General features: G+C 44.5%; 33 protein-coding genes. All 33 read right to left on the bottom strand.

Annotation, left to right across the window (positions count from 1 at the left end):
• Positions 1 to 27: 27 nt before the first annotated feature.
• Positions 28 to 207 (bottom strand): hypothetical protein, encoded by a 180-nt coding sequence (locus AC5JPT_RS00770; RefSeq protein ID WP_493856717.1) that lies wholly within the window; start codon positions 205 to 207, stop codon positions 28 to 30.
• Positions 204 to 4,415: a TipJ family phage tail tip protein gene (locus tag AC5JPT_RS00765; RefSeq protein ID WP_493856716.1), complete on the bottom strand. Its 4,212-nt coding sequence runs from the start codon at positions 4,413 to 4,415 to the stop codon at positions 204 to 206. Before AC5JPT_RS00765 ends, AC5JPT_RS00770 begins: the two co-directional genes overlap by 4 nt.
• Positions 4,415 to 4,990 carry a tail assembly protein gene (locus AC5JPT_RS00760; protein WP_493856715.1) on the bottom strand — a complete coding sequence of 192 codons (576 nt, stop codon included), beginning with the start codon at positions 4,988 to 4,990 and terminating at the stop codon, positions 4,415 to 4,417. Before AC5JPT_RS00760 ends, AC5JPT_RS00765 begins: the two co-directional genes overlap by 1 nt.
• Before the next feature lie 41 nt (positions 4,991 to 5,031).
• Positions 5,032 to 5,781 (bottom strand): C40 family peptidase, encoded by a 750-nt coding sequence (locus tag AC5JPT_RS00755; RefSeq protein ID WP_493856714.1) that lies wholly within the window; start codon positions 5,779 to 5,781, stop codon positions 5,032 to 5,034.
• Positions 5,782 to 5,841: 60 nt separating this feature from the next.
• The gene (locus tag AC5JPT_RS00750) at positions 5,842 to 6,420 is read right to left on the bottom strand and encodes a hypothetical protein (RefSeq protein ID WP_493856713.1); all 579 of its coding nucleotides are present in this window, start codon (positions 6,418 to 6,420) and stop codon (positions 5,842 to 5,844) included.
• A 118-nt stretch (positions 6,421 to 6,538) separates the two neighbouring features.
• Positions 6,539 to 7,276, bottom strand: coding sequence for a phage minor tail protein L (locus AC5JPT_RS00745; RefSeq protein WP_493858401.1), 738 nt, complete (start codon positions 7,274 to 7,276; stop codon positions 6,539 to 6,541).
• Positions 7,273 to 7,668: a hypothetical protein gene (locus AC5JPT_RS00740; protein WP_493856712.1), complete on the bottom strand. Its 396-nt coding sequence runs from the start codon at positions 7,666 to 7,668 to the stop codon at positions 7,273 to 7,275. The genes AC5JPT_RS00745 and AC5JPT_RS00740 overlap by 4 nt, the downstream gene beginning before the upstream one ends.
• Positions 7,665 to 8,723 (bottom strand): phage tail protein, encoded by a 1,059-nt coding sequence (locus AC5JPT_RS00735; RefSeq protein WP_493856711.1) that lies wholly within the window; start codon positions 8,721 to 8,723, stop codon positions 7,665 to 7,667. Before AC5JPT_RS00735 ends, AC5JPT_RS00740 begins: the two co-directional genes overlap by 4 nt.
• Positions 8,713 to 11,589, bottom strand: coding sequence for a phage tail tape measure protein (locus tag AC5JPT_RS00730; protein ID WP_493856710.1), 2,877 nt, complete (start codon positions 11,587 to 11,589; stop codon positions 8,713 to 8,715). The genes AC5JPT_RS00735 and AC5JPT_RS00730 overlap by 11 nt, the downstream gene beginning before the upstream one ends.
• An 11-nt stretch (positions 11,590 to 11,600) precedes the next feature.
• Positions 11,601 to 11,870, bottom strand: a complete 270-nt coding sequence (locus AC5JPT_RS00725) for a phage tail assembly chaperone (RefSeq protein WP_493856709.1) — start codon at positions 11,868 to 11,870, stop codon at positions 11,601 to 11,603.
• Between the two features lie 56 nt (positions 11,871 to 11,926).
• Positions 11,927 to 12,355, bottom strand: a complete 429-nt coding sequence (locus AC5JPT_RS00720) for a hypothetical protein (protein WP_493856708.1) — start codon at positions 12,353 to 12,355, stop codon at positions 11,927 to 11,929.
• A 9-nt stretch (positions 12,356 to 12,364) separates the two neighbouring features.
• Positions 12,365 to 12,787 (bottom strand): hypothetical protein, encoded by a 423-nt coding sequence (locus tag AC5JPT_RS00715; protein ID WP_493856707.1) that lies wholly within the window; start codon positions 12,785 to 12,787, stop codon positions 12,365 to 12,367.
• A gap of 102 nt (positions 12,788 to 12,889) precedes the next feature.
• Positions 12,890 to 13,246: a putative periplasmic lipoprotein gene (locus AC5JPT_RS00710; protein ID WP_493856706.1), complete on the bottom strand. Its 357-nt coding sequence runs from the start codon at positions 13,244 to 13,246 to the stop codon at positions 12,890 to 12,892.
• A gap of 37 nt (positions 13,247 to 13,283) precedes the next feature.
• A complete protein-coding gene (locus AC5JPT_RS00705; RefSeq protein WP_493856705.1) occupies positions 13,284 to 13,667 on the bottom strand; it encodes a phage tail terminator-like protein in 384 nt (127 codons plus the stop codon).
• A gap of 60 nt (positions 13,668 to 13,727) precedes the next feature.
• Positions 13,728 to 14,195, bottom strand: coding sequence for a DNA-directed RNA polymerase subunit alpha C-terminal domain-containing protein (locus tag AC5JPT_RS00700; protein ID WP_493856704.1), 468 nt, complete (start codon positions 14,193 to 14,195; stop codon positions 13,728 to 13,730).
• A gap of 96 nt (positions 14,196 to 14,291) precedes the next feature.
• Positions 14,292 to 14,687 (bottom strand): hypothetical protein, encoded by a 396-nt coding sequence (locus AC5JPT_RS00695; protein WP_493856703.1) that lies wholly within the window; start codon positions 14,685 to 14,687, stop codon positions 14,292 to 14,294.
• Positions 14,680 to 14,919 (bottom strand): hypothetical protein, encoded by a 240-nt coding sequence (locus tag AC5JPT_RS00690; protein ID WP_493856702.1) that lies wholly within the window; start codon positions 14,917 to 14,919, stop codon positions 14,680 to 14,682. The genes AC5JPT_RS00695 and AC5JPT_RS00690 overlap by 8 nt, the downstream gene beginning before the upstream one ends.
• 89 nt (positions 14,920 to 15,008) lie before the next feature.
• Positions 15,009 to 15,383, bottom strand: a complete 375-nt coding sequence (locus AC5JPT_RS00685; RefSeq protein WP_493856701.1) for a hypothetical protein — start codon at positions 15,381 to 15,383, stop codon at positions 15,009 to 15,011.
• Between the two features lie 447 nt (positions 15,384 to 15,830).
• Positions 15,831 to 16,328 (bottom strand): DnaT-like ssDNA-binding protein, encoded by a 498-nt coding sequence (locus AC5JPT_RS00680; protein ID WP_493856700.1) that lies wholly within the window; start codon positions 16,326 to 16,328, stop codon positions 15,831 to 15,833.
• Positions 16,329 to 16,371: 43 nt separating this feature from the next.
• Complete coding sequence (locus AC5JPT_RS00675) at positions 16,372 to 16,554, bottom strand: hypothetical protein (protein ID WP_493856699.1); 183 nt, start codon at positions 16,552 to 16,554, stop codon at positions 16,372 to 16,374.
• A gap of 12 nt (positions 16,555 to 16,566) precedes the next feature.
• Complete coding sequence (locus tag AC5JPT_RS00670; protein ID WP_493856698.1) at positions 16,567 to 17,571, bottom strand: hypothetical protein; 1,005 nt, start codon at positions 17,569 to 17,571, stop codon at positions 16,567 to 16,569.
• A 12-nt stretch (positions 17,572 to 17,583) separates the two neighbouring features.
• Positions 17,584 to 18,273, bottom strand: coding sequence for a hypothetical protein (locus AC5JPT_RS00665; protein WP_493856697.1), 690 nt, complete (start codon positions 18,271 to 18,273; stop codon positions 17,584 to 17,586).
• A 183-nt stretch (positions 18,274 to 18,456) separates the two neighbouring features.
• The gene (locus tag AC5JPT_RS00660; protein ID WP_493856696.1) at positions 18,457 to 19,323 is read right to left on the bottom strand and encodes a minor capsid protein; all 867 of its coding nucleotides are present in this window, start codon (positions 19,321 to 19,323) and stop codon (positions 18,457 to 18,459) included.
• Positions 19,324 to 19,337: 14 nt separating this feature from the next.
• Positions 19,338 to 19,634 (bottom strand): hypothetical protein, encoded by a 297-nt coding sequence (locus AC5JPT_RS00655; protein ID WP_493856695.1) that lies wholly within the window; start codon positions 19,632 to 19,634, stop codon positions 19,338 to 19,340.
• Positions 19,634 to 21,115 (bottom strand): DUF4055 domain-containing protein, encoded by a 1,482-nt coding sequence (locus tag AC5JPT_RS00650; RefSeq protein ID WP_493856694.1) that lies wholly within the window; start codon positions 21,113 to 21,115, stop codon positions 19,634 to 19,636. Before AC5JPT_RS00650 ends, AC5JPT_RS00655 begins: the two co-directional genes overlap by 1 nt.
• Positions 21,116 to 21,119: 4 nt before the next feature.
• Positions 21,120 to 22,604, bottom strand: a complete 1,485-nt coding sequence (locus tag AC5JPT_RS00645) for a terminase (protein ID WP_493856693.1) — start codon at positions 22,602 to 22,604, stop codon at positions 21,120 to 21,122.
• On the bottom strand, positions 22,585 to 23,097 hold the full coding sequence (locus tag AC5JPT_RS00640) for a terminase small subunit (protein ID WP_493856692.1): 513 nt from the start codon (positions 23,095 to 23,097) through the stop codon (positions 22,585 to 22,587). The genes AC5JPT_RS00645 and AC5JPT_RS00640 overlap by 20 nt, the downstream gene beginning before the upstream one ends.
• 255 nt (positions 23,098 to 23,352) lie before the next feature.
• Positions 23,353 to 23,514, bottom strand: coding sequence for a hypothetical protein (locus tag AC5JPT_RS00635; protein WP_493856691.1), 162 nt, complete (start codon positions 23,512 to 23,514; stop codon positions 23,353 to 23,355).
• Between the two features lie 253 nt (positions 23,515 to 23,767).
• Positions 23,768 to 24,247: a hypothetical protein gene (locus AC5JPT_RS00630; protein ID WP_493856690.1), complete on the bottom strand. Its 480-nt coding sequence runs from the start codon at positions 24,245 to 24,247 to the stop codon at positions 23,768 to 23,770.
• The gene (locus AC5JPT_RS00625) at positions 24,247 to 24,735 is read right to left on the bottom strand and encodes a hypothetical protein (protein WP_493856689.1); all 489 of its coding nucleotides are present in this window, start codon (positions 24,733 to 24,735) and stop codon (positions 24,247 to 24,249) included. Before AC5JPT_RS00625 ends, AC5JPT_RS00630 begins: the two co-directional genes overlap by 1 nt.
• Positions 24,735 to 25,040 carry a DUF968 domain-containing protein gene (locus AC5JPT_RS00620; RefSeq protein ID WP_493856688.1) on the bottom strand — a complete coding sequence of 102 codons (306 nt, stop codon included), beginning with the start codon at positions 25,038 to 25,040 and terminating at the stop codon, positions 24,735 to 24,737. The genes AC5JPT_RS00625 and AC5JPT_RS00620 overlap by 1 nt, the downstream gene beginning before the upstream one ends.
• Entirely contained in the window at positions 25,030 to 25,467 is a 438-nt protein-coding gene (locus AC5JPT_RS00615) for a dATP/dGTP diphosphohydrolase domain-containing protein (protein ID WP_493856687.1), read from the bottom strand. The genes AC5JPT_RS00620 and AC5JPT_RS00615 overlap by 11 nt, the downstream gene beginning before the upstream one ends.
• A complete protein-coding gene (locus AC5JPT_RS00610) occupies positions 25,464 to 25,625 on the bottom strand; it encodes a hypothetical protein (RefSeq protein WP_493856686.1) in 162 nt (53 codons plus the stop codon). The genes AC5JPT_RS00615 and AC5JPT_RS00610 overlap by 4 nt, the downstream gene beginning before the upstream one ends.
• Positions 25,626 to 25,704 lie beyond the last annotated feature (79 nt).

Genomic DNA, 25,704 nt, shown 5'->3' with positions numbered 1-25,704 from the left:
CTAATTTTAGATAATAAAAAACCCCAATTAAGGGGTTGTTGTCCATTTGTCGTCAATCCAGTACCACGGTTGCTCGTAATCTGGTGGCGCTGTTAGTGTAAAGTCTTTATCTTCGCCAAGGTCATGTATGACGTGCTCAACATTACCCATATCAGCGTAATTAAATATGTGAGTTTTTTTGTCGTAAACGTAAAGTGTTACTGTCATCGTTTTGCTCCAAAAAGTGTAAGCGATGCACCCTTCATTGTTGCATTATCTTCCAAACCGATTTTTTTGGCAGTGACTTTGTAAATGCGGTCTCCAGTGCTTGCGCTATCAACCAAAGCAGGTACATTTAAATATCTATAAGACATGCCCCGCCTTGTTACATTTGTAGAAGTTGTGCTGCTGGTATTTACATTCAGATACATTTCGTGCAAAACAACACTGTCTCTATATATCTTTATCTCTACTGCTGCGCCAGAGAAGTTTTGAATATCCTCGTTGGCGTACAACGATATAAACCCAAAATTAACCAAGACATTACCGCCAAGGCTATTCATTGTCGCCCTGAATAGCTCAACCTCTACATCATTGGAGGTCAATGCTGTTGATGCAGACACCATCGACCTTGGCGTAATTACTGCCTCGCCTTTAATTTGTAAAGTGTCCACCTGCGCGTTACCAATTTTCACAGATGTAATAGCTGCATTGTCAATATTTGCTGATTTAACTGCTAAATTAGCAATCTTACCTGTAGTGACGGCTAGATTGTCAATCTTGGCTGTAGTTATAGCAGCATTACCGATTTTAGCTGACGTTATCGTACCGTTTGCGATATACGCATCACGAATATACGTGCCGACTGGAACGACCACACCGTTGATTTCTTGCGCTGTGTTGTAATGCAGAAACGTCTTAGACGTACCGCTAGGTGAACCGATGTAGAACTCGTCAACATTGACAGCAAAAGTGCCCGTCTTGCCGTCATTGTACGTACCTACGCCAATAACATAGCCGTTTACATCGAGCACCGTTGTTGATTGTGCGCTCAGGTCGTCCAGTACCAAATCGGACTGTTGTATGCTCGTCGTGTGCTCACCCACGGTGACTTGTAGCGTATCGACCTCACCTGCTATCACGCCGTTGTCATTAACGATTTGCTCTATCTCTTGATTGATAGTGACAATATCAGCATTGGCTTGACTTGCTGCCTGAGCTGCCGCATCACTTGCAGCTTTAGCCGCATTGACAATAGCAGTGTTAAGATCGGCACGTTTTAAAAACAAGTCGTCGAATTTGCTGTTAAATGTTGACCTGACGATAGTGCTGGTCGCGTTCATATCCGTGAGTTTTGGCGATATGTAACTCACTAACGCATTGTAAGCTGTCGTGTACGCGCTCGACGACACATTGTATTTTGCAGAACGCGCAAGTAAGTCTGTGTGCGTCCGTTGTATGTCATCAAAAATCAACTTAACTTGCTGCTTTTCAACAGCCGTCAGCTTACTATCTGCTGATATGTCGCCCAGTGACGACAGTGCTGCTGTTGCTGATTGCTGCGCCGCCACTGCTTTATCATCTGCTGTCTTAGCGTTTGCTTTTGCTGTGTCTGCGGTGCTTTGTGCAGCAATTGCCTTATCATCTGCCGCTTTAGCATCTGCTATTGCCTTATCCGCTGCCGTCTGAGCATCAATAGCTGCCTTGTCTGTCACGGCTACCCATGCGCTACCATCCCAACGCTTAGGTGTGTTTTTACCTCCTGTGGTATCGATCCACAAGTTTTGAGGTAATCGACGTGCGGTTGATGGCGTCTGCCACTGATAGATAACCTCGCCTTTGTTGCCCGCTAGAGTTGCCGCGCTTTCTGCTGCTTGCTGTGCTTGTGCAGCAGCTTGCCCATTCGTGTCAATCTTGGCAACCTTGGTACGTAATGCGGTATCAAGCGTGCTATTAGTTACTTTACCCTCTATTAAGTCGAGCACTTTATCAGCGTTCGCATCAGTCGTACCAGCCACCCAGCTTGACCATGCCGATTTAAAACCTAGCTTATCAACCAATCTTGCACGGTAAGACTGCGATAGATTGCCTTGTAAGCCTGTCACAGTATGCGTGTTGGTTGGGTAACTGTATTGACCTAACAGCTTGACGTTGGTATTCGGTGCGCTGCCAGTCTCAATCTCTGTATAGTCTGCATCGCCTGAACCTGCGCCAAAGCCCCATTTTAAATCCATGCCGAATAGTACGCCTGTGGCTGACAAACCAACGATAGTAGGCGGTAATCCTGCTTTGCCAGTAATGGCGGTTAATACTGACGTTTTAGGTTGTGACTGCACGTCAAACGGAGACACAGAACGCACACGCGCTGAGTATTGACCGCTATATACGCCCTCAATCTCAACTGATACATTGCCTGTGCGCGGTACTTTTATCCAACTACCATCGTCTTTACGCCATTCAACATCGTAAGCTACCGCGTCTTTAACTTGTGCCCAGCCGATCACTAGCGTTGTGATAGTCTGACCTTGTACGACGCGGTGACGGCTCGTGATAGTGACACTAGCTGGAGCATCAACTACATCAGGATTAACGATAGTGATATTAGTGGGTTTTACATCTGTGCCAAAATCAATCGCATCGTACTTTTGTGGCTCGTGCTGTATCGCTGTAATGCTAAATGTCGTATCGTCATTCTGCTTGCTTGACATAACGCGGAAACGCATCAGTTTTAAATCAGCCGTTTCAATCGCCCAGACATTTTCTGTTTCTGCTTTGGTAAATGCAGCAACAACAGTGATGGATCTATCGATTACAGAATCAATAGTACGACGCTCAGATTTGCCGTCTGCGCCATTGACTATTAATACGTCACCAGCAGCAGCAACGACCTCTCTATCGACTGTGATTGACCGCTTGGTGTCAGATAGCGCGATGACACGACCACCAGTTGCACGACCTGCAAATAACTCGTCACTGACATTGATGATGTTGCCGACTTGAGGTATAAAACCATCTAAGCCAACGCCAAACGATACTTGGCGCGTCTCTAATTGCTCAGTCTTTAACGACCATAAACCAGCACGTTGAGCTTGTGCTTGACTGGTACAACCAAATGCGGATAAATCGAGCACTTTAACGCCAAATTTAGCCATTGCTTTTTCATCGCGGATATACTCGTACTCAGTCTCAAAGCGATTAAGCGGATTATCCCACGCGACTTTAGCTAGTGTGTGACGGTCACGCGCTCGTGTGCCTGTATATTCAAAATTGCCGTCAATGACGTTTGCCCTGCTGAATGTATAAACAGGGTCTTGTGGTACGTCAGCATCAAGTACAACCTGCTCACCGTTCCAGTAAGACATGGCTCGGAATATACCGCCGATGTTTTGCAACACCTGATAAGCATCGGCTTGTTTTTGTAGATAGACATTGCACGTAAAGCGTGGCTCTAAACCGCCTTTTCCGTCTGATACCATCTGGTCGCAATATTGACCAAGTGCATACAACGACCATTTATCAATCATGGTGAGGTCTAAGCGATCACCTAGTCCGTAACGCCATTGTGTACATAAATCAAAGTAAATCCATGCTGGGTTATTGCTATAAGCGTCTTTAAACGTACCGTCCCAGATACCAGTGTAAGTACGAACCTCAGCGTCATAGTTACTAGGTACACGAATAATCATGCCACGTATGCGAGCTTCCATTTTAGCAATACCGCTAAATGTCTCAGCGTTATACTGTATGCCGAGTAACGCGGTGTTTGGGTAGCGCAACTTAACATCGATGACCTCAGCAACAGCCGAGATAAACATCTCATCTTGCACAAAATCGCTAGGGTCGTTAGGCGTAATACGTCTGACACGTATCTGCCAACCCGTTGTAGATTTTGGCAAATCAATACGGTGTGTGCGCTCATATCCTGCACTGGTTTTGTCCTCAATTTTAGTATTAAGCACTTCGACGTATGCACCGCCATTCGTCTGCAAGTCAATTGCATACTGAATTTTATAACCCTTTACGTCACCGTCGTCTGAGTCAGTTTTTGACAGCCGACTCCATTTAAAACGGACTCGCACAGCACTTAGTTGCGTGTCAGTAAACGCCTTAACAAACGGTGTATCACTGCGTAACTCAACATTAATGGGTGTCTCATTAGACACGTCAGGAAAGCCTTGTATGTATTCTTGCTCATTTGTACCTGCTCTAAAATCCCACGTCACACCATCAAAATTACTGTTGCCGTTGTCGTCAAGCAATGGCGTACCGTCAAGATAAATTGATTTGCCACCATTAACTAGACCGTCAATCTCACCCTCACCCAAAATATAGAGCAGTTTTGCGGTGCTGGTACTTGCTACTGAGTCCTTAGCTATAGATGGCTTTCTCGGCTCGCTTGAACCCGCTTTTGCGCCTCTGATTGCGATAGCTGTCATTATTGATTGTCCTCTGTGTAAATACCTGCGCTACCCATCGCACCGCCCACTGTGCGCTCACCGTATGGCAAGCCCACTACATTACCTTGTGCTACCGTTGTGACGGCACCGCCAAAGCCATAGTTAGCGCGGTTCCCATCTTCGTCTTGCTCACCAATCTCAGGCGTCGGCATTAGCAAACTTGCTGCACCGCCAATCATAAGACCGACACCTGCACCCAGCGCCCAACCTGCACCAAATGGCGTAAAACTCAGACCGACCAGCACTGCACCTGCGATAACTTGTAGGAACCCAAACGCATCACCACCTGCACCCATAATCTTTGGCACGATATGGATTACACTTGCCGCTGTCACATTACCAAGCTCATTCTCGCCTACGTTCGCTGACTCAATTTGCTCATCTAAAAACACCGCAAAGCGCATGCCCTCCTGCTCAGCTTTTAGCATAAACATTTTAAATTCAGGGATTTGCGAGGCGATAGCGTGTGTAGCTTCGGCTGCCGACATAACATCGAGTTTAAAAAACTCACCGAATTTGTCAGCGAGTACACCATGCATGTGTATGGTTTTCATAAATTGCGCCCATAAAAAAAGCCACCGTTAGGTGACTTGTGTTATTTGATTAGTGATTTATGCCTGATGATAATCGCTGCTCTGCGCTGCCACGGCTCACCGTATATTTCGCGTAGAGACTCACGATTGTAAGGGTGATGCAATACCAAGCTATCACCGATAACATCGTCTGCGTGCTCACTTGATAGCGAACCGTCACCGATAAATATTAGGGCGTGATTTACATGAGCAGTACGACCAAGACGGCACAATATCAAGTCATGCTTTTGGATAGTATCGACTTCGATAAAGCCCTCGGCTTTAAAGTTATCAAGATATAACGGCTTGCTTTTAGCGTCTGTCCACCATTCATCTTTTCTTTTGTAGTCGTTAAGATAGATGCCAAGCTCGCGCTGATAGTAGTCTCTAATAAGTGTATAACAATCAAGTATGCCGTGATGGTAATCCCTGCCTATTAATGGCGCTTTGTAGTCTGTTGGGTGGTATAAATCCACATCCACACCATTAGCGATCACCCAAGGCAACCCATGTAAGCCCATTTGAGTCATATCGGGCTGACTGGGTTTTGTTGATGCCTCGCCAAAACCTGAGTGCGAGTGAACGTAGGCTTGTATTTTACCTTCTTTGCTTGCGCCTACCAAATCCCACGGGTCAATCTCAAACTGAGCGTCGTCAGTCGATACGTTGGTGCATGGAATATACTCACCATTCACGATAACACCGCACGCTTCTTTTGGGTGACATTCGTTTGCGTGGGCATTGATAGCCTTTTTTATCTTATTTGTAAGCATGGTTAACCTTTTTTTGGCAATAAAAAAGCCACCGCTAGGTGACTTCGTGAGCATTAATAATTATTCTGTTAGCTGCCAACTCATAAGAGCGTCAAACACGTTAGGCGCTATCCGATCTCGCCACTCAAGCGCCTTTTCTTTAACATACTTCTCTTTGGCGACCTTGTATGCTTGGTGAGCCTCTTGCGGGCAGTCGAACATGCCCAAGAACCTCCCTTTGCCGTTGATAGTCACTCTAGATATATATCTACCTGCTGATTTATCCCATATCGCACCGCGTAGGTTCTTGCCCACATTGCTACTAGCATCCATTATCAGATTATTCAAATCATTAGGAACTAAGCAGCACGTATCAGGACTATATATTCTGTTATCAGAGGCTAGTAAGTCTTTATCTAGGTGGTAGCCTGCATCACAATGATCTTGAGAGTAATACCATTCTGCGAAATTTTGGAAATTGTGCCATTCCTCGCAGACTGAGCAACCCTGATACGTTGGTCTATCTCTATGCTTTTTACTACTGTAGCATCGCTCTATCATGTGATTCCATGAGCTGTAGCACTTGGTGTTCTTGTTATTTTCAGTGGCTCTAAACTTACCTCTTGGATTGTAGCCCACACCGTAAATTAGTTTTGACATAAAATTACTCGCTTTCTGTAATCGCTTATTAGGTAGGTGTGGCAAAGTGATAAGCGTTTCACTCTTTCAAGCAGGGTAATTAATCCCACTCTAGCCACTTGATTATTATATCACAATATCAACCACTTACTAAACTAGAACTTGGGAAACCACCGAAATTTTGCTCATTTTTTCTAATTCGGCAATCACTTAGCCGTGAGCCGCATTTGTCAAATTCTGCGCTATCAGTAGGTCTTCCGTCTTCTGTAAATCTAGCCGTTCCCATGTACTTGCATTCAGACATCCTATATCTGCCATGTACACCCCAATGGCAAAAACTTGTTATTTCTCTAGTGGGTATCCTAGCCCCTTCTAGGTCAACAGGGTTAGATAACTCGAACGTCACAGCGTTGGCATTTTCTGAAATCTTAGCTTCCACATACCATAGCTGCTTGCGGTACTCATTAGCCGCTTGTGGGTTGCCTTCGACAAAGTTTTCGGCGTCTAAATACTTGGCAAGCGTATTGATGACGGTCAGCTTGGCTCCTGCAAAATCATCGAATTGCAAACACAGCGCACTAATAGCACCCTGGATACCGTCGATATTGTTAGCTAAGGCAAGGCTAGGCGTTGATGCTTTACCGTCACCGCGCATCTCAAGACCATCTGACTGTATCGGCATCGGACTATAGATATTGCCTTGCCAAATAATATCGCCCTTTGTCACATCGCTGTTTGGGTCGATAAGCTGCCAGTCCTCATAAGACACATGACCATGCCACCGCATGATACCTGCGCCCAAAGCGGTAGCGTCCAGCTCATAGAGCGTAACAAGCCCTGTGACTGACAGTTTTTGTAAGTCTGACTCAAGCATCAGATAACCTCCTCAGTCTCGATTACCGACAACCCTAGTGCGTCAAAAAATACAAATGGGTCAATATCAATACCGACATAGATATGATCTGTCGTAGCTGTGACGCCTTGCTCATAGATCATAGCTTTACTCATCGCTTGCTCAGCGAGCGTAATGTCTGCGCTATCAACTTTTAACGGACTATCAGGCAATGGGGTGTTAAGCAAAGACAGCACAACAGGCTTAATCACTGTTGAGCAAACAGCGTACTTATTGTCCTCGCTGTCTTGGTAGTTTGCGGTTGTAAACGTATTAACATCATCTAGCGACTCACCTGCTATGAGCGCGAGTTGATTGGCTTGTCTCATTAACGGCTCAGGTACAGCAAGCGTCATTCTGTGAGTGTATTGGCTCATAGCGAAACCCCTGCTTTATCAGATAAATATTTCTGCAAATCTCCATTGCTGTCCTCGTATAGCCTATCTAAGACAACTAATGAGTAGAGGTTGAATTTGCCGTTTGCCCCACCCACACGAGAGCCGATTTGTAAATTTTGCTGAGAGCTGGTAGAGCCAACAGCAATATTGGTTTTTGCATTTTGTACTTTTATAAAACCTGTACCATTTTCTTTATCAAAAACAGCGCTATAGATTTGTTTTGATGCACTTGGATTTGTGCTGTTTACATTACCCCCAACAGAAAACCTAACTTCTGAAGCTGACTTACGCAGTACGCTGAATCCGTGCGTAGATGTATTACCATTTGATCCATCAGAGTTTAATATATAACCCTCATTACTGCCTGTTAATATGTCAACAACAAAGTAAACAGATGCTTTTGTCGTAATATTAGATAATTTATTGTAGTTTGTTAATAGTGCGTCATCAACACCATCAAAAGACAACCAATGCAACACACCATCAGTCCTATAAGTTGGTCTGGACGCGCTTACAGTCTGAGTCGCATGATTGTTATTACCCGACTTGTCTCTAATCAAACCCACAGGGTCGCCATTCGCTGTTACTGGCTGTGTCCCTGCTGCATCTTTAAACAGAGTTGATAGGTCGCTTAGGTCATACCATAGACCTTGATTGTTGTCAGTAAATAGCAATTGAGGACTATATATAAATGGCTCAATATAAAACGCCTGCCTCAAGTTAAACGATATTTGCCAAACATTGCCGCTTTGATGAGGTGTGCTGATACTGCCATCTGTGCGATAAACCTTAGTGTTGCCAGCAATATCAACATAAAAAGGCGTAACGCCTTTATGCTCAATTAAAAAGTCATAGATAGCATCAATCTCGGCTTTGTAACCCGTCTTTGTGACTGACCATGACTCACGGACGTTATTAATGCCAAAGCTCGATACTTGCTCGTAACCATCGCCAAACTGTACGTTGTTGGTTTTAAGCTCAGTGGTGCGTGACGCCCCAGCATCGACGCACCATTCAAAAGTTTTAAGCGCCATACAGCAATCCCCCTTGGCGTTTCTCTTTGATTAGTTGCTGCTGGATAGTTGCGATAAGCGCATTACCCATGCTTCGCCCCATCTGTTTGTTAGATTCTACATTGCTTGAGCCGTCGCTATTGACCGTCACATTGACGTTGACATTGACATTATCACCACCATCATTAGCCGCTTTACCACTACGCATGGCGTTTAGATTATCAACACCGATGCGTTTTGTTGATGCTGCGTCAAAGACGTATTCCTGACCGTGGACGACACCAGCTACTTGAGACGAACCCATGTTGCCAGTGTAACCGCCTTGTTTAAAGCCTGGCACAATGCCTGATACTGCTGACGCTAGACCTGCCGTACCTGCAACAGTAGAAGCTACAGCACCCAAGTTGGCAGGAAATGGTGCACTAGCCCATGCAGCAGCGATAGCCTCTTTATTTTTGAGTAGTACTTTTGCTAGCGTGTAGCCTTTCTCGATAGCAAATAATGAGCGATACATAGCGGATTGCTCGCCCAAAAAGGTCTTGGATAGCCCTGCTAGATTGCCAAATAACGCCTCGCCTTGGTCAAGCATCAGGTCACGCTTAGCGTTCATGTAAGACTGTTCAACGGCAAGCCTTGCCTCAGATTGGACGCCCAGCATATCAGTGTGCATCTGCTCATACTTCTCGATGATAGACATACGTTCTTCGTACTGGTTTTGCAGCCTAGTTAGCGGATCTTCATCCTCGATACCGCTTAACATGCCCTGCAAGTTGGTTTTAGTGCTGTCTTTGTACTCACTCATCTTGTCAAAACGCGCTTGGATAGCTTCACGCGCTGTGGCTAATGCTTTAGCTGACTCGATTTGTCGCTTATCCAAATCAATCAAGGTTTGCTTTTGGATAATCAGCTTACGTTCCTGATCTAGCAAGCTGTCTGGAACACCCTTAAAACTACCCGCATTTCTGTCATAGTCAAAACTAGCGATTGCGCTATCATTGCCAAATAGTGCAATCTCTTTTTGCAGACTCGCTATACTATTTTTAGTGGCGCTGATTGCTTGCTCAGCCATGCGCTGTGCTTCGGTCTTGACAGCCTTTGCGCCTTTTTTGATACCGACCGCCATACCCTCGGCTGTTTGCTCACCAACCTTTTTCATTTTGCGTGATGGTGAGCGAATATCTAGCACGCTCTTAGCTTTTGATATTGCACTTGATGCCATATCACCGATAGCTGTCGTGACACCGCTAACGCCTGATTTGATACCGTTTATTAAGCCCTGCACAATATCTTTGCCGACCTGTAGCACACGACCAGGCAATGATTTAAGTGTGTCAATAATCGTGTTTTTAACATTGGTGATAGCACCGCTAGTATTGGACACCCATCTATCAAAAGCGGCTTTCATTGTAGCGATAGCAGTATTTATGCGACCTGTGACAGCACCCCATATCTCGTAAGCCTTCGCCTTTATCATATCCCAGTTTTGATAGACTAAAGCACCTGCTGTTACCAGTATTCCTAGCGCAATAGCTGCCAATCCTATCGGTCCACTCAATGCAATAATAGCCACCTTTACGGCAGTAAATATCGCACTAAGCCCACTAAATGCGGTCATCACAGTGCCTATAGCGCCTGATATAGTCGCCATTGCGATAACAGCGCCCAATACACCAGCCGTTACTTTTGCAATAGTGACGATAAGTTCAGGATTAGCCTTTGCCCACACTGTCATCTTCTCTATAACGGGCACGAGTGACGCTAACAGCTCATTGACGGCAGGTAAGAAGGCATCGCCAACACTAGCAGCAACCAATCTAATGTTGTTTTTTACTAACTCCATTTTATTGGCAGTAGTGTCCGACATTTTTGCAAACTCAGATTCCATCGAGCCAAAATACTCTTTTGTCGTGCCCACCGTCTCGCCAAGCATTTCCCAGTTGTTTTCTAGAACGCCAACACTACCGGCAAGCATGGTTATATCGTCACCAAACTCCTTACCTAGAATTAAGGCATTAGTGCCGATTCGCTGCGACTTATCCAGATCATTAATAGCATCAAGATAAGTAATGATAGCCTGCTTACCATCTGTTGCCACAAGCTCGCTAAACTCATCGATATTCAACCCTAGTTGCTCAAAGCCTATCAACTGTGACTTTGTGGCGTTGTCTAGTGTTGAGAATGATGTTAATAGCGAGTTGACCGCAGATGATGCTACCTCAGCAGGTTTACCCATTGCGATAAGCGCACCTGTCAAGCCTAGCGTGGCATCCTCTGACAGACCGAACACTTTAGCGACCCCACCGACACGCTGTAGCGAGTCAATAAGCTGTGCTGCCGTAGCTGGTGTGTTGTTCGATAGCGTATTAATCGCATCGCCCAACCTATCAATATTTTCAATCGGTATCTGAAACACGTTAGCGATTTTAGCCATTGAGTCAGCAGCTTGCTGTGCCGGTATATCAAAAGCCACGCCCATTTTTGCCATGACTTCAGTGAAGTGTGCCAAGTTATCCTCAGCAATACCTAGCTGTCCACCTGTGGCGGTTACGGCTGCCAATTCCTCAAAAGTAAGCGGTATCGTCTTTGTTAGTTGCTCAAGCTCTCCGCGCAAATTTGCCAAACCATCTTTTGCTGCAAAATCAACGGTCTTGTTAACCTCCGCCATTGCTGACTCAAAGGACATAGCCGTCTTTATTGATCCTGCCATTGTTGCGCCTAACGCACCCATGCCAACCATAGCGATTTTATTCAATCCAGCAATAGAGTCGCCAAAACGCTCGTTGGCTGTCTGTGCTCGACCTGCTTCATCGCGTAACCGCCTAAGCTCTCGCTGTGCTGCTGTTAGACCGTCGTTAGTGACACGGATGATGAGGTTTGCTATATCCATAAAACGTGCCCCTAATCGTTGTTATTTTCGTTCCGTAGTTGCAAGAACTGATGATCTAGTATCTGTATAAGTGACAAATCCCACCGACTAGGGCAGGATTTGGTTAAATCAAAATAGGCTTTCATATCGCTAAAACTGATTGCATTGTCAGCTTGTCGTGAGGCGTTTAAATCTAAAAACCAATTCCAAGCATTGACGCAATAATCAGGGATAACTAAAGGTGTGTTTAGGCAATCGTCAATCATGCCTGTATGCTCTAAGAAGTTATAAGCATCGGACATTTGCGAGCTGCCATTTTTGCCTTTTAACCTGACCTGCCAATAGTAGGCAGTCTGCTCTAAGAGGTCTTGCTCTTGCTGTTGTAAAAAACATACTCAGACGATGCTTTGGTTACGATTTGCTCGCTAATCCAGTCGTAGTTATCAATCATGTCAGCTTGCATATCTTTGTCGCACTTGATCGGCTTATCCTCACTGAACAAACCACCAAACCCCACAGTAACCTTGTGTGCAATCCGAGAACTCAGGCTCTTAATCTTGGTCTTGATGGACTTGGCTTGCTCAGTGTTTAGATTGCCTTTTTCTAGCTTGGTGTTTTCTTTGTTGTACTCAGACATTAGTAGAGCAATATCACCATCAAGCTCAGGATTTTTAACCGACTTAATCGTCGCAGTAAAAACCTCGTCTGTAATCGGGTGTCTGATTTCAACCTCAGCGTTTTTGCTGAACTGGCTGTTGTCTGTGCCCTTTAGTTGTGCAATATCCATGATTAATCCTTATGCGGTTTTTCGTACTTTAAAGTTAAGAGTGCTTTTTAGTGCATCGCCTACGCTGCCTTGGAAACCAAAAGGCTGCACTGACACAAGACCAGTCCAAAACACAGTCTCGTCCTTGGTGAACCGCAATACATATCTGTCTTTAGTGTTCGACGCTGTGTTCAATAGCACACCTGCCTCACCTTCTGGTACGTAAAAAGCGTCCATTGATACGGTGTCTTGGTCGCGCAAGCCGTCAAGATACTGCTTCATTTCTTCTTCGCAAATAGTCGTCACGTCAATTTGATCGCGCTCGCTACGCTCTAGGGCAAAGCTCGTAATGTCACAACCAAGCTCGGTGTAAGTTAGTGACGCTGTGTCTGTTAGGTCGGTAGCTGCTGTTGTTGATAGCTCGACAACCGTACCTGCTGCTGGTTTTTTCATTGGTGAAACTCCATAAAAAAACGCCCATAAGCGGGCGTATTGGTTTTTGATAGGCGTAAAAAAAGCCCACCGAAGTGAGCTTGTTGTTAAGTGTTTAGCTGGCTACTCAAACTTTGAACTTAGTATATTGCCATTGTCGTCGAACTCGCACATACCTGTGTGCTTGGATTCAGCGTCAAATTGATTTTTTGCATAAAACTGAAACCACAACTCATGATTAGATTCTTTTTTGTATTTTAGGTTGCTGTGGATAATATCCATTGATCTCGGGTTGCTAAGCCTACCTTGTATATCAACCTGACAGTCAGTAAGTAGCTCTGCTTCCGACTTGCCACCTAAATTCGGTATCCCACTGCGTGTCTTAACAGCTTCCTCTTTTCTCTCAGTGGTGTCCGCGCCGCTTGATCCGCAAGCTGTCAGCAGTAAAGCTAATGACATTGCTGTGATAATGCGTTTCATGTTATTTGCTCATTTAGTAGTTAAATACAGCATACAACTAAATAATCTCATACTCAATACTAATTGGCTGCATATACCACTTGCCGTCGCTATCAGGCATTGCAGGTTCAATATGACTACTCATTATCAATACGTTGTGACCGTCGACCATGTGCGCCTTCTCAGTGCCAAAATGAGCCGCGATAGCCTTGGCTTTAGACTCAATCAGCGTGTCGTCTGTGCCAATCGGGACAAATAGCGTTATCTGCAATATACCTGCGCGCTCAATGTCTCTCAGATTGCCCATATAGGTGCTTGTTGGCATCAATTGCCATTTGCCCCACATTGCCATGCCTGACGTGTTAAACGTGCGATTAGGCATAGATAAGGGCACTGCAAACAATCCTTGTGCGTAGATAGCTTTTAGTAAGTCGTTTATCATTATTTTCGCCCATTAAAAAACCCCACGGTTAGGTGAGGTCTTGTTTGCGTTGACTGCTGTTTAACTCCAATCGATAATGTCTTGCTCGGTCATTTGGAATTTAAGGTTATTACTCATTAAAAAATCTCTAACTTCTTTTATGGATTTCTTACCGTAACCTGGTGTCTTTATTAAATCCCATTCTCTCTGTCTAACCAAATCACCAACGCTCTTTATATTTGCGCTAACTAGCGTGTTAGATGTTCTGACAGACAACTCGGTATCGTACAAAGGGTGAGAGAATATTTTATCTCTTGTCTTTTGAACGCCATCATCATCTTTTAGTAAGTATAAATTATAACTTGCTTGTGACTTTTCCGTTGCTTCAGTCAGTCGGTCGTGTATATAAAACTCTCTATGGGTAACTACATACTTAGCACCATCAAAATAAATTACATCTTCTTTATCAGGAATAGCACTTAATTCTAATTGGTGCTCGCTAAAATCCTCACTAATCCCATCATCTACAAATATATTAATTTTCATCATAACACCTCTGTCATTAACCTGATTAATTAGGTGTGGCAGCCTTTCAGGTTAAAAGACGTTCGGGAGCTACCCTAGCCACTTGGTCATTATAACATATCAGCCGTATCTTGAGCGTAAATTATCCGCTATCCGCTTGGCGTTCTTACGTGCCATACCTCGTGCAGCCATTCGGCTAGTGCCATACTCTAGGTAGTAGATGTAATGTAGATTGTTGACGAAGTACCAAGTGCCATCTTCACCGAACGCGGTTGATTGCGCCTGACTCACTGCTTGAGCACCTGCTGCTGTTGGATTACCTGCGTAGGGAACCATGCCTGTTGGCACGTTATCCTTTGCTGCTTGCCAATTCTTACGCGCTAAACCAGTATCAACAGGCGTGTCCGATATGACCGATGCCACAAGCTCTTTTTGCACGTTGATCCGCAATGCACTCACGTCCTCAGTTGCACTATTGATAAAATTGGTTATCGAGTTGATAAAGTCATCAGCCATCGTCAGCCTCTTTTATCAATCCGCTTAATTCAACTTGTATATCATCAATCTCATCACCACACCTGTCATCACGCAACACTAAATAACCCTTGTAGATTGCCGATACATCGCAGACCTCATCTGTTAAGGCGTTAGTCATAGGCTCAACATTTTCGTCATCGTCAAGTATGGCGTTAAACAACCGTTCACCGACGCGAATAGCATCTATGCGTATTCTAAGTGCTAGTTTCATCGTCAGCCTCATCAAAGTATTTATCGTAAATAGCATCAGCTATAACAACCACCGCAATCATTAACCATTTCATGTGAGCACCTCATTGGTTATTCGCGTCCGTGGATTTCATATATCAAAGCCACCTCAGCAGGCTTAATATCTTTAACCTCAACAACCGTGTAACGCTTATCGAGCACTGCTATTGTGCTGCCTATGCTCGGCGTATCAACGCCTTTTGCAGCTATCAATATCTTTTTATCGCCCTGCTGTACTAGCGATTCAGGCATATTCGTTACGACTTTTGAGTAATTAAGCACGACGCATTGAGCATATTGTGTTGTGGCTGGCACATCATCAAGTGGCATACCTGTCGATGGGTCAAAGCCGCCGTTCTGTGGTAGTGAGGTAATCACACACGGTACGCCTTTGCTTGTTATCAGTCGTAGCGAGGTTTCAGCTAGTCGTTGGTAGAAGTTGCTCATAGCTAATCACCTATGCACTTGCCTTTGTGGAGTATTTTAAGACCGTTTTCAGCTATAAAAACCTTGTTACATTTGTGACACGGCCATCTAACTAATCCCTGACTATCGCGGTGTTTCATATCTCTAAATCTAAATTCATGTGAGCAAAAAAGGTTGGCTGATTTTCGGCGGTAAATACTTACGATTATGTAAATTAGAACCATCAAGCCAAAAGCAAATACAAACCACTGTAATTTATCCACGATACACCCTTACATTAGCTAGAGCGCAGTATTGACCGCTCTGCCTTTAGTTTTTTCGTAAAGCACTTGTTGCTAGCTCTTATCTCTAGGTATCTGCTTTTACTTATTCGCCTGTATTCAAAACCGACTTTCTCGTAATAATCCCAGCCATCAAAAGTCAGTTGTCTTGAGATATTAATGTGTTTTTTACCGTAGCAATTCATAATTACCCCCTATACACAGCCACATTAGCCGCCCAGCCACTTGTACTTGTTAAATAGGGCGATATTAGCTCATTAACCGTTTTCATCAGTGGCGAGCTTGTCACAGCGTTTGCACTCTCAAAGTATTCCACATCAACCGCACCTTCTACGCGCTCGCTTTTAACCTGAGCCTCAAGCGACGCGCTCATCAAGTCTTGTGTGTCACTAAGCACTGCTAAGAGTATCTGAGCCTGTTTGATGTTGCGAGCAATACCAACACCCATGCGCGGAAATAGTGTTGACTGAGTGCTATTAAGCGGCTCTGATTTGTATTGCTTAGCCTCAATGTAGTCCATAGCTCGTAGCAGCAGTTGCTCAGCATCTTTGGTTAAGACAATGCCGCGCTGTGTCGTGTACGTGTTTAGCTCATCAGCACTAACGTAGCTGTTAGCTGTACTGAGTCCGTCATTCGTTTGTATGGTTAAAGCCACAGCATTATCCTCGTTTAAATCTATCGGCATTACGCACCGCCTGGGCAATGCGTAATAACTATAAATCTAGTGGTTAAGCACCGCCACCGTCAACGACGATAGGCTTTGTTGCGCCTAGGCTCTCAACGCCATTGTCTGCGCCTGTGTCCTCGGTCATGGTTGGTGCTGTTGCTGTACCGCCATCTTTAGCGTATGCGCGATCTTCGGCATACAGATGATGGTAATCAGGCTCAATAGTTGCTACTGGTACTGGCATTTGTTATCTCCGTTATTTAGTGATTAGGAAGCCGATAGCTACCTGCTCTCGGTCTGCGATACGTGACCAATGGTCGGCTTTTTGCAAGTCATCCCAGTTGGCGAATAATGCTTCGTTTGTTGTACCGCCATTTAGGTCTGCGGCTTGAGCAGTAAATGAGTAACCTTGCGGATGGATAATCACGTTTTTACGCAAGTGAATAGTGTTGAAACCACCACCATTACCGCGTGACTCGCTATTATCCGTCGCTAAGTTGTCTGGACCATCGCCATAAGCATAGCCAAACGCACCCGCACCGATAATCATCGTGCGGTACTTAGTACCAAACTTGGTCATGCGATTACTACGGATAATCGCTAAACCATTGTATGTCTCGATAGGTGTTACGCCATCGCTAGCAAACTCTTGTAGCACAAGTTTTTGGCGCTTCAAGTCATAATACTTGTCGTTGTGCATGATAATGACACCGCGACGTTCGATGTCTTGTGGCATACCCTGCGTAGCTTGTAAGAACGTATCAGTAGTGAATAGTGCTGCATCACCTGTCTTTGTTGATACGTCAGTGGTTAAGCTGCCACCGTGGTTTGCGTTATCGTCCGCTTGAATACCAACCAAACTTGCTTGAGCGCGATGCTCTAAGTTAGCTAGTGTCCAGTCGCTTTCAAACTGTGCAAACTGTAGTAACGGATCACCATCGGTTAATTGGCGTTCTAACTTAGCCACACCAAACGATTCGTTAATCATGGCCTTACGACCTGCTTGCTCACCGTAAGACTTACCGCGTGGCTCTACAACATCGTTATACACTGTGTTTGAGTAGTTAGGCTCGATGTTAGTGTCTAACGGCTCTAGGTAAGTAAAGCCAAAACTCATTGACTTAGCTGCTAATGCGTCAGATAAATCAGGGTCGGTTACGAACGCCTGACTATTAAACAACGGACTAACATCCATTGGTCGGATTTGTTGGCGATATGAGCGCACAACGTCTTTATCAAATAATTCTACCAGTCTTGCCATTTTCTAAATCTCCTAAGAAGGGAATAAGCGAGCGAACGCTGCTGGGTCGCTGTCTTTAAGTTGTTTTCGTTCTAGTGCGGTCATTTTGGCTGGGTCTGTTGGCGTTTTTCCGCTTTGACCTGTGCCACCTGTGCCACTTGCGCGTGTGCCTGTTAGTAATGAGTCGTACATACCACTTGTCTTAAACTCATTTTCCAAGTCAGCCAACGTACTAGCAGACGGTTTGCCCTGCTCGTCAGTCACCTTTACTTGACCATCGACCACCGTTAGACGGTCATTGATAAACCGCTGCAATAGGCTTTGATTTTTAGCATTGTCAGATAGCTGTGCTGCTAATCGCTGCGACTCACTTTGCATTACCTGCTTGTCGCTACGGTTTCGCATTTCTGCTAACTCAGCTTCACGCGCTTGCAATTTCTCTTGATACGATTTCTCTAACGCTTCAAAGTCGCCGTTTTTCTTAGCAGCTTCTTGCTCAATGCGTTCGCGTTCTGCTTGCGCTTGACGTGCTGCCTCGTCACGTTGACGTTTCTCACCGATCAGCTTTTCGTTGTGCTGTTTTAATCGCTCAACTTCGCTGTCATCTGCTTGCGGAATACCGTCCACCTTTAGTACAAACTCGTCACCGACTTGCTCGTAAAATGGCTTTTGGTTTTCATCAAGTGCGTTATGCGCCTCAGTATCAATCTTGTATTTCAGCATGGGTACAACCTCATGTTTTTAGCTCACAGAGCTTATTTTGGATAATAAAAAACCCCGCGTTAGCGAGGTCGGTTTTGTTTAAGTTGGTTTATAGCTTACTAATAATTAATTTGTAAATAGTCACGCTTATCGTAAAAGAAATAACGAAGTTAAGTATGTAATCCCAATGAATCATGTCTGCCATCACTCAACCCCATTCTGTTTTGCCCATTGGCTATATGTTAGATTTGCATCAACGTCACCGTACATACTGGAGCGCGTTCTGCCCTGCGATAAGAAACGATATGACTCATCAATGACGGGCACAATAACCGTTCTGCATCTGTAGTGAAATGGCGGTATTCTAGCTTGAGGACTGCCATACTCAAATATCATTTGGTCAAGACTACGACACAGCTCGGTTACGCGATTATCGAGCGCAGTCTGTATCTGGTAATTGTAAACATCATTAGCTTTCCACGCTTCGACCTTGCCAATCATGGCGTGATGGTGCGAGGCTGTCTCTATGGCTGACCTTGCTGATACTTTTTGCTTGTAGATTAAACCATCAGCTTCATTAACTTTTGATGTGCCGATAATGATAGTGTTTAAGTCTGCCACACTGTCTTTAGCAGCCCACGACTTACGGATAGTCTCAGCTATGCGCTTATTGTTGTAAGCCAGCAGTGTGTCCATGTGTTCGCTAAATAACAAGCCGTTAGCAGCGATAGGCGTGCGACTAGCAACGGTTGCAACATCTTTAGGTGTAACTGCCATAGCAAGCCCTAAACGCTCACTAGCAGCCGCATACTCAGCCAATTTAGCAGCATCTTGGGTAAAATCAGCAATAGCATCTTCATACCTGGTCAACTGAATCGAAACCGCTTGCTGAATCAATCTGTCAATCTTACCTTTTGACATATTATCTATGCGGCTAACATCAGCTAACAGGTATTTTAAATCTTTACTCATACGGTTGATGTGACCAAAGAACTTGCGCTCAGCTCGACCTATAGCAACGTCAACCTGCTTTGACTGCCACTTGTTGAAAGCTATTTCGTCGATTGCCATAACTTACGCCTTAATCACCATGATATTTTTACAGCCTTGAATTTATCAGGTCTGCCACCATTGGGTGCATACTCATACTCATAGCGAGCCACCGTGTAACCTGCATCCAAAAGCATCTGCTTGGCCAGTACATACTTATCGTTATAGTCATTACCCCAATTCATATCATCAACAGATAAATATTCGCGCCCTCTCATGGCCTCAGCTTTTATCCTAGTTGCGACATCAGCAACAAGTTTGTCGGCAGCCTGTTTATGCTCGTAAAGTTCTGCTAATTTTTTAGCTTCTTTTGCTGTTATTAACTCACTCATCACTCAATCCTCTCTGGTGACAATAAAGCACCTTGCTCACCAGCAATAGTATCTGCCGCCTCGGTTTCATCTTCGATAGTGGCTACCTCTGACTCTACTAGCTGACTACGCATTTCACCGAATGTCACTGCACCTGCTTGCCACTCAGCTACTAGCTGAGCACGTTGTTCTACGGTCATCTTGCTAAACCCAAAGTTAGTATTTAGCGTATAGACCAAATCATCAGCTTTGTAACCCATATAAGCAGCACATGCTTTCAGTGCCTTTGTATAAGCATCGCTGACATTGTTCGCCACACTACTTAATACGCTTGTTTCTTCTGCTTGGTCGTTTGATGCTTCGGTTGCTGTTTTGGTTTGTGTTGTGGCTTCTATTAGCTTTCCACCCAGACTCACCATCATTTCTTCTTTGTGCTTCATAGCCGTCATGTTGCTGTCATTAACATCAGGCTGTAGCAATTCAGCTTTACCGCCTTGTGGCAACAATATACCGCTACGAGAACCCATAGCAATGCCGTGAGGTATCACATCTTTAACCCACTCTATCGTTAGCCCTGATACCGCTAGCGTTGGCTGCGAGATTGCGAGGCTTTCCTCGTAGTCTGCCGAATTACGGAAATGTGCAATATTCAAATGAGCAATATCAAACACTGGCACATCATCAAGCTCTAAATCATTATTAACTGAGCCATACGGATAAAACGGAATATCTGGCAACTGAGCACCGCTATTATCAGTGATAGGGTTAATGCCTTGGCTAACCCACTCGCCGCTATCCTCTGATTTGCGTAGTATCTCACTCTCAGCTCTATCGTTATCGTTTAGGCGCAAGACTAGCAACTGTCTGCCCATCTTTTGCTCGTAACCGTCGTCCTCTGTCACATATGACTCAGACAACACAATCAGGCTGCACTTTAAAACACCGTCAACCTTGCGATAACGCCAATTGATGATGCTCTCACTGTTGTAATGCACGATAATCGGTCTGACTTGCTTACTCGCCATGTCAGCCTTGCTCATACCCTCTGTGTTGACTGGCATATCGGCTAATAGACCACCGCGACCTTGTATCAAGCAATTAATCAAAGCGTCACGCGATTGCTGTACGATTGATTGACCTGCACCGTTTACGTCCGTCTCAAGCACTGACAGCTCATTCAAGGTAAACGTGGGGTACTTGCTAAATACAGCACCACTCATGGCTTTAATCGTGCGCTTAGTCACATTGTAAAACACTGCGCGAGTCACGTAGTCGTTATAACGTGCGACCCTGACCTCAGCCTTTTCGCTTTTAGGCGATGGATCAGGTAAGTAAGGCGATAACGCAAGTGAGTCACTACTACCGCCACCGTTGTTGGCGCTGCCCACTGTGTAACCTGTACGACCTTTAACCGCAGTTTCACCCTTGTAGCAATCAGCGACCAGTTTGTAGGTAGCCAAAGCCTCAACCAATTCTGTGCGTATAAAATCAGGCTTTGACATAGTTTTATCCAAAAGTAATATTTAGTTTCTTAGCTGGTTTTGGTTTTGTCTGATAGACGGCAAAATATCTAAACGCGTCAGCATAGTGACTTGACCAATCGTGCAACGGCTTATCACGCCATACGCCTAACTTCTCGTTCCAGTCTTTGCGATATGATTCGAGTGCCTTTAATCCGTCCTCACACTTAATTGCGTCAAACTCGCACAACGGCAATATCTGCCTGACCTGCTCAATATCTGCATTAACGCTTGATGTACGCTTAACGGTTTCAAAGCTGATTGACATTTTCACGCCATCAATCAAGTAACCCTCACGCGCTTGGTCTTTTAAGCTCTTAGCATCTTGAGCGCCTAGTGATCGGTTATCTACATCGTGAGGCGCTACATGCTTGCCGTAGTTATACCCTCTGTCTTTTAGCACCTTGAGATAATGATTTAATCCCTCGCCTGAGTTGCTGTAACTATCAATAATTTGATAACGCTCACCAACATTACGCACAAACCATATTGTTGTACTGTCAGACACACCTAAATCCCAATAGGTGTCTACTGGTATGTGTTCGTTACTTGGCAGCTCGTCAACGATACGACCTTTCTCGTATAGCTGTGCAAACTGTGTTGCGTAGTAAGCACCTTCGACTGACTGCTCAAACGCTTCGCTAGGTATCGATGGATACTCACGCTTCATGTCAGCGCCTAGCGTTTTCTCTTTACCGTAATACCAACTCTTTTGCTCGTCTGTGAGCTTAATGCCGTACTTATGCTCTAGTTTATAAAAGTAATTAACCAGGCGCTCAGGCAATGGCTGCGCTGGTATCTGATACTCAGGTAGCTGCCACCACGAATAAAAAAAGAATTTAAAATCTTGCTTGGTCAGCTCTTTGCCTGACAATGCTAACTTCTCAGCTTCGGTACTAATATCAAAGAAGCGCCCTTGACGACCTTCCGCTGTGCTCTCAATAGTACCAATACCATCAATACCTAGCGCCTCAAAAGCACCAGTGATAATCTCACGCGCTTTCTCGGGGTATTTAACGCATATCTTACCGAACTCACTAACGTGCAAACTCTGCAAGACACCGCCGCGAAATGAGGTTGATACTGAGACCGATCCACCTTTCTTAAAGACTAACTCCTCTTTAGTTTCAATAACTAAGGGATTAGCTTTTTTGATAATGTCTGGCAAGTTGTCGTAGGCGTATTTAACCTTCTCACGGAATAAGCGCTTAGCATCAGGCAAGGTGTGAGCAATCATCGCGCATCGTTTAGATTCAAATATTGCAGAATCAACCTGCATAATGCACTTCTCGGTAGTGAATCCAATCTGTCTAGCTTTCAGAATGACGTTTCTATTATGCTCACCATCAAAATAATGAAGCTGCTCAGGCGTCATCTTGAACTTAACTTTCTTGCCGTTCTTATCGGTTATCCAATACAGATTATTTAAACGCCAAAATCTATCCTTTAATTTATCGAGTGGTTTCGTCATCTGCTAAGTCATCCATCAAGGCAGATATAGTATCAATCGCCAACCCACCGCTTAATTCAACCTTCTCAGTGAACATTCCTAGATGCCTACCTAGCAACTCAGACCCTTTTAGCACGTTTGTAGCATCGTACTTATAAGCAGGTGCTAACTCACCATCAGGCGTTTCTGTCATGACCAACTCACCGCTTTTGTCATAAACCTGTTTGGCTTGGCTGCATCTCTCGATAGTTTCAACGATAGTTTTAATCACATAGTCAGCATCAATGTTTAGACGCTCATTACGCTGTTCTTTCAATTCTGCAATAGCGTTTTGAATGTTAACATTTGACAACAGGCGGCTTGCTTGCTGCCTTGCTGTGTTCTCGCTGTACTTAGCCCTAATTGCTGCCTTAGTTCCGTTTAAGTCCTTTATGTACTCATAGACAAATAGCTGCTGCTGCTCCTCTAGAGAATCTAATACAGGTGTAACGCTGTTAGGCGTTTCGTCTGTCATAACACCTCCCAGCGTTAATATAAAAAATGCCCATCAAATCAATGTGGGCAAAAGGTTTGTCTATTTACAAGCATCTTTCAAAATCTTGTCTTTAGCAGTGGCTATCATGGCTTTGTGAATATCAGCCATACTCTCGCCGCTAACAGGGTAATGTGTAACCTCAATATCTCTGTTATCTAGTCTTACCGTCGCTCTATACACCTTACCGCTAAAGTATAAGCCTATGACCTTCTCAAACATCACTCACCTCGTTTTCTACTTGCTACACGCATCAATGATATACAGCTTATCTCTAGCATCTGTATTACCACACGCTGCACGCTCTTTTAACTTACCCAGCCAATACATCTTAGCGATAGGGTGGTCTGTGTCTTGATAGCGGTTATATAGCTGCTCGACTGTATGAGTGTATTTCATAGCGTCCCTGCTAAATTAATTAATAAATAGTTTTACCTGTGCGCTTCTCATAACGCTGAACCGCTTTGGGCTTGTTAGCCTTACCAGCTTGTACGCGCTGCTCAATTAGTCTTTTTGCGTGGGCGTCGTTACGTACCATGTGACTCTCCAAATTATAGGCATAAAAAAAGCCCCACTCGTTAGAGTAGGACTTGAAATAGGGTTTGTATGTACTGCTTTTCGCTGCGTATGCATACAACATAACACATTTATACTATATTTCTGACTGTAATGTCAAACTATTTATAACAATCCCTTGTTTTTCTACTAAAAACTTTAGTTCCTCTATTACTTTTTGCTCGGCATTATCTACATATATTTTGCACTGTGGATGGTGCATCTGCATTCCTGCTTTGATACCTCCGCGCTTATACTCAGGTAAATCCTTAGTTAACTTTTGCGCCAATCTTTGATAGCTGTAACCATAGCGATACTTGAGCTTAATCAGCTTGTATGCAAACTTGTCCTCAAATTTAAGATTGCATAGCGCGGCGTCAATCATCAGCATATCATCGTCACAGCCACCGCTTGAACCGCCACCGCTAGGTAAGATAGTCGCCCATATAGACCTATAACCAAGCGGACTACAGCTACCAACACAGCCGCCTTTTGGTGCTGATGCAATCCTACTACCTGACGCCCATCTGCCCCATGCTGTCAATTCTGCTTTAATATCTAAATTATCTAAGTCCATCAGTAGTCTCTCCCTTGCACCCATTCAATGTCGCTTGGTATCGTTAAAATCATGCCTAAATTAGTAAAGTGGTCGTGCATCATGTTTAGGTACTTGTCGTGCTGCTTAATCGTCATCAGCCGTGTTACGTGCATATCCCACGGTATCGCCATAAATTCGAGTTTCTGCTCATACGTGTACTGTGGAACTCTTAGTCTTACCTTCTCATCGTAAATCTCAGCAAACGCTTCATTTTCGTTAAGCAGTATCGGCACACCAAAATGTAGTTTGCAGTAAGCGCGGTAGTCCTCAGCGGTCATTCCTATCGTGTCTTGCTCTGCTGCCTCACCAATCCAAAGACGTTGTAAGCGGTTCTGATCTGTTGAGCGTTTAGCTATAACACCCTTTTCGATTGTCACAGTAAACGGCAACTCCATATTGCCAATGAAAGCCATTAGCAATGCTTGGTCGTCCTCACTCTTAACCCACCGCTTGATTTTCTTACTCATCAGAAATCAACTCCATTCTGTTCTAATTTGCGTTCCTGCCATTTCAGCAATCGATTTGTCTTGCGCCATTTCTGCATAAACCATTCAAGTGACTCTTGGCGATTCATACCCATGTTGTATTGGTCTAGTTTTCCGTGGCACTCATGACACAAGGGTATCGTGTATTTATCATCAGCCTTAATACCCTTACCCTTGCCGTGAGCTCCAAAATTAGAATGTGCAGCTTGCGACCTTGGTTGAGCTCCACACTCACAGCAAGAAAGCGACCTGATAGCATCAAGACGCTTTGAGTCTCTATTGCTCATCGTCGAACCACATCAGGAACATCAAGCAGCAAATGGCGTGTGCCAGATGGTGCAACCCTGTCTCGTCGTCTTTTAGGTCACCGTTAAACCAAGCATCGATATGTCTCATTGCTGCGTCGTAGTAGCGCGTTCGTGAGTTATCGACCTTCTGCCAGTTATTGTCTGCGTACTTTTTTGAGCCAAATTCAAGCACTTGCACCACTTGATTGACCGTTCCCCTTGGTAATAGCGAGTAGCGTAGTTTTGCGCTGTCATCTTTTCGACCATCTGCAAACTTGCCGCTTAGTGCTGCATGACACATTTGACAGTTGTTTTTTTCGTCCATGCACATGATTTCCATTTGTTCGCCCGTGTAATCGTGCTTGCAGTGATTGCAGATAGGTTTTTTTTCTTTATGTCCGACAATCAGATAATCAATATCACTCATAACAACTCCTCAAAATCATTCAAAAACTTAGTTTTAATCATTGGCGTCGGTGTTGTAGCACCCTCTGCTTGATACGTCACAAGCTCATTGCTCGACCAGATAACAAAAACCGTTTGCCCTGTCTGTTTGTGCGTCCATGTCGTGTCGTTTTTAATCATCTCTAATCCCTCACCTAAGCCCTTAATTGTATTTAAGCCCCACCTGCATCAAACCAGCTTTAAAACCTCGCATTTAGCC

The sequence above is a fragment of the Psychrobacter sp. H26 genome, from assembly GCF_059073035.1.
This window is presented reverse-complemented; position numbering and strand designations above follow the sequence as displayed.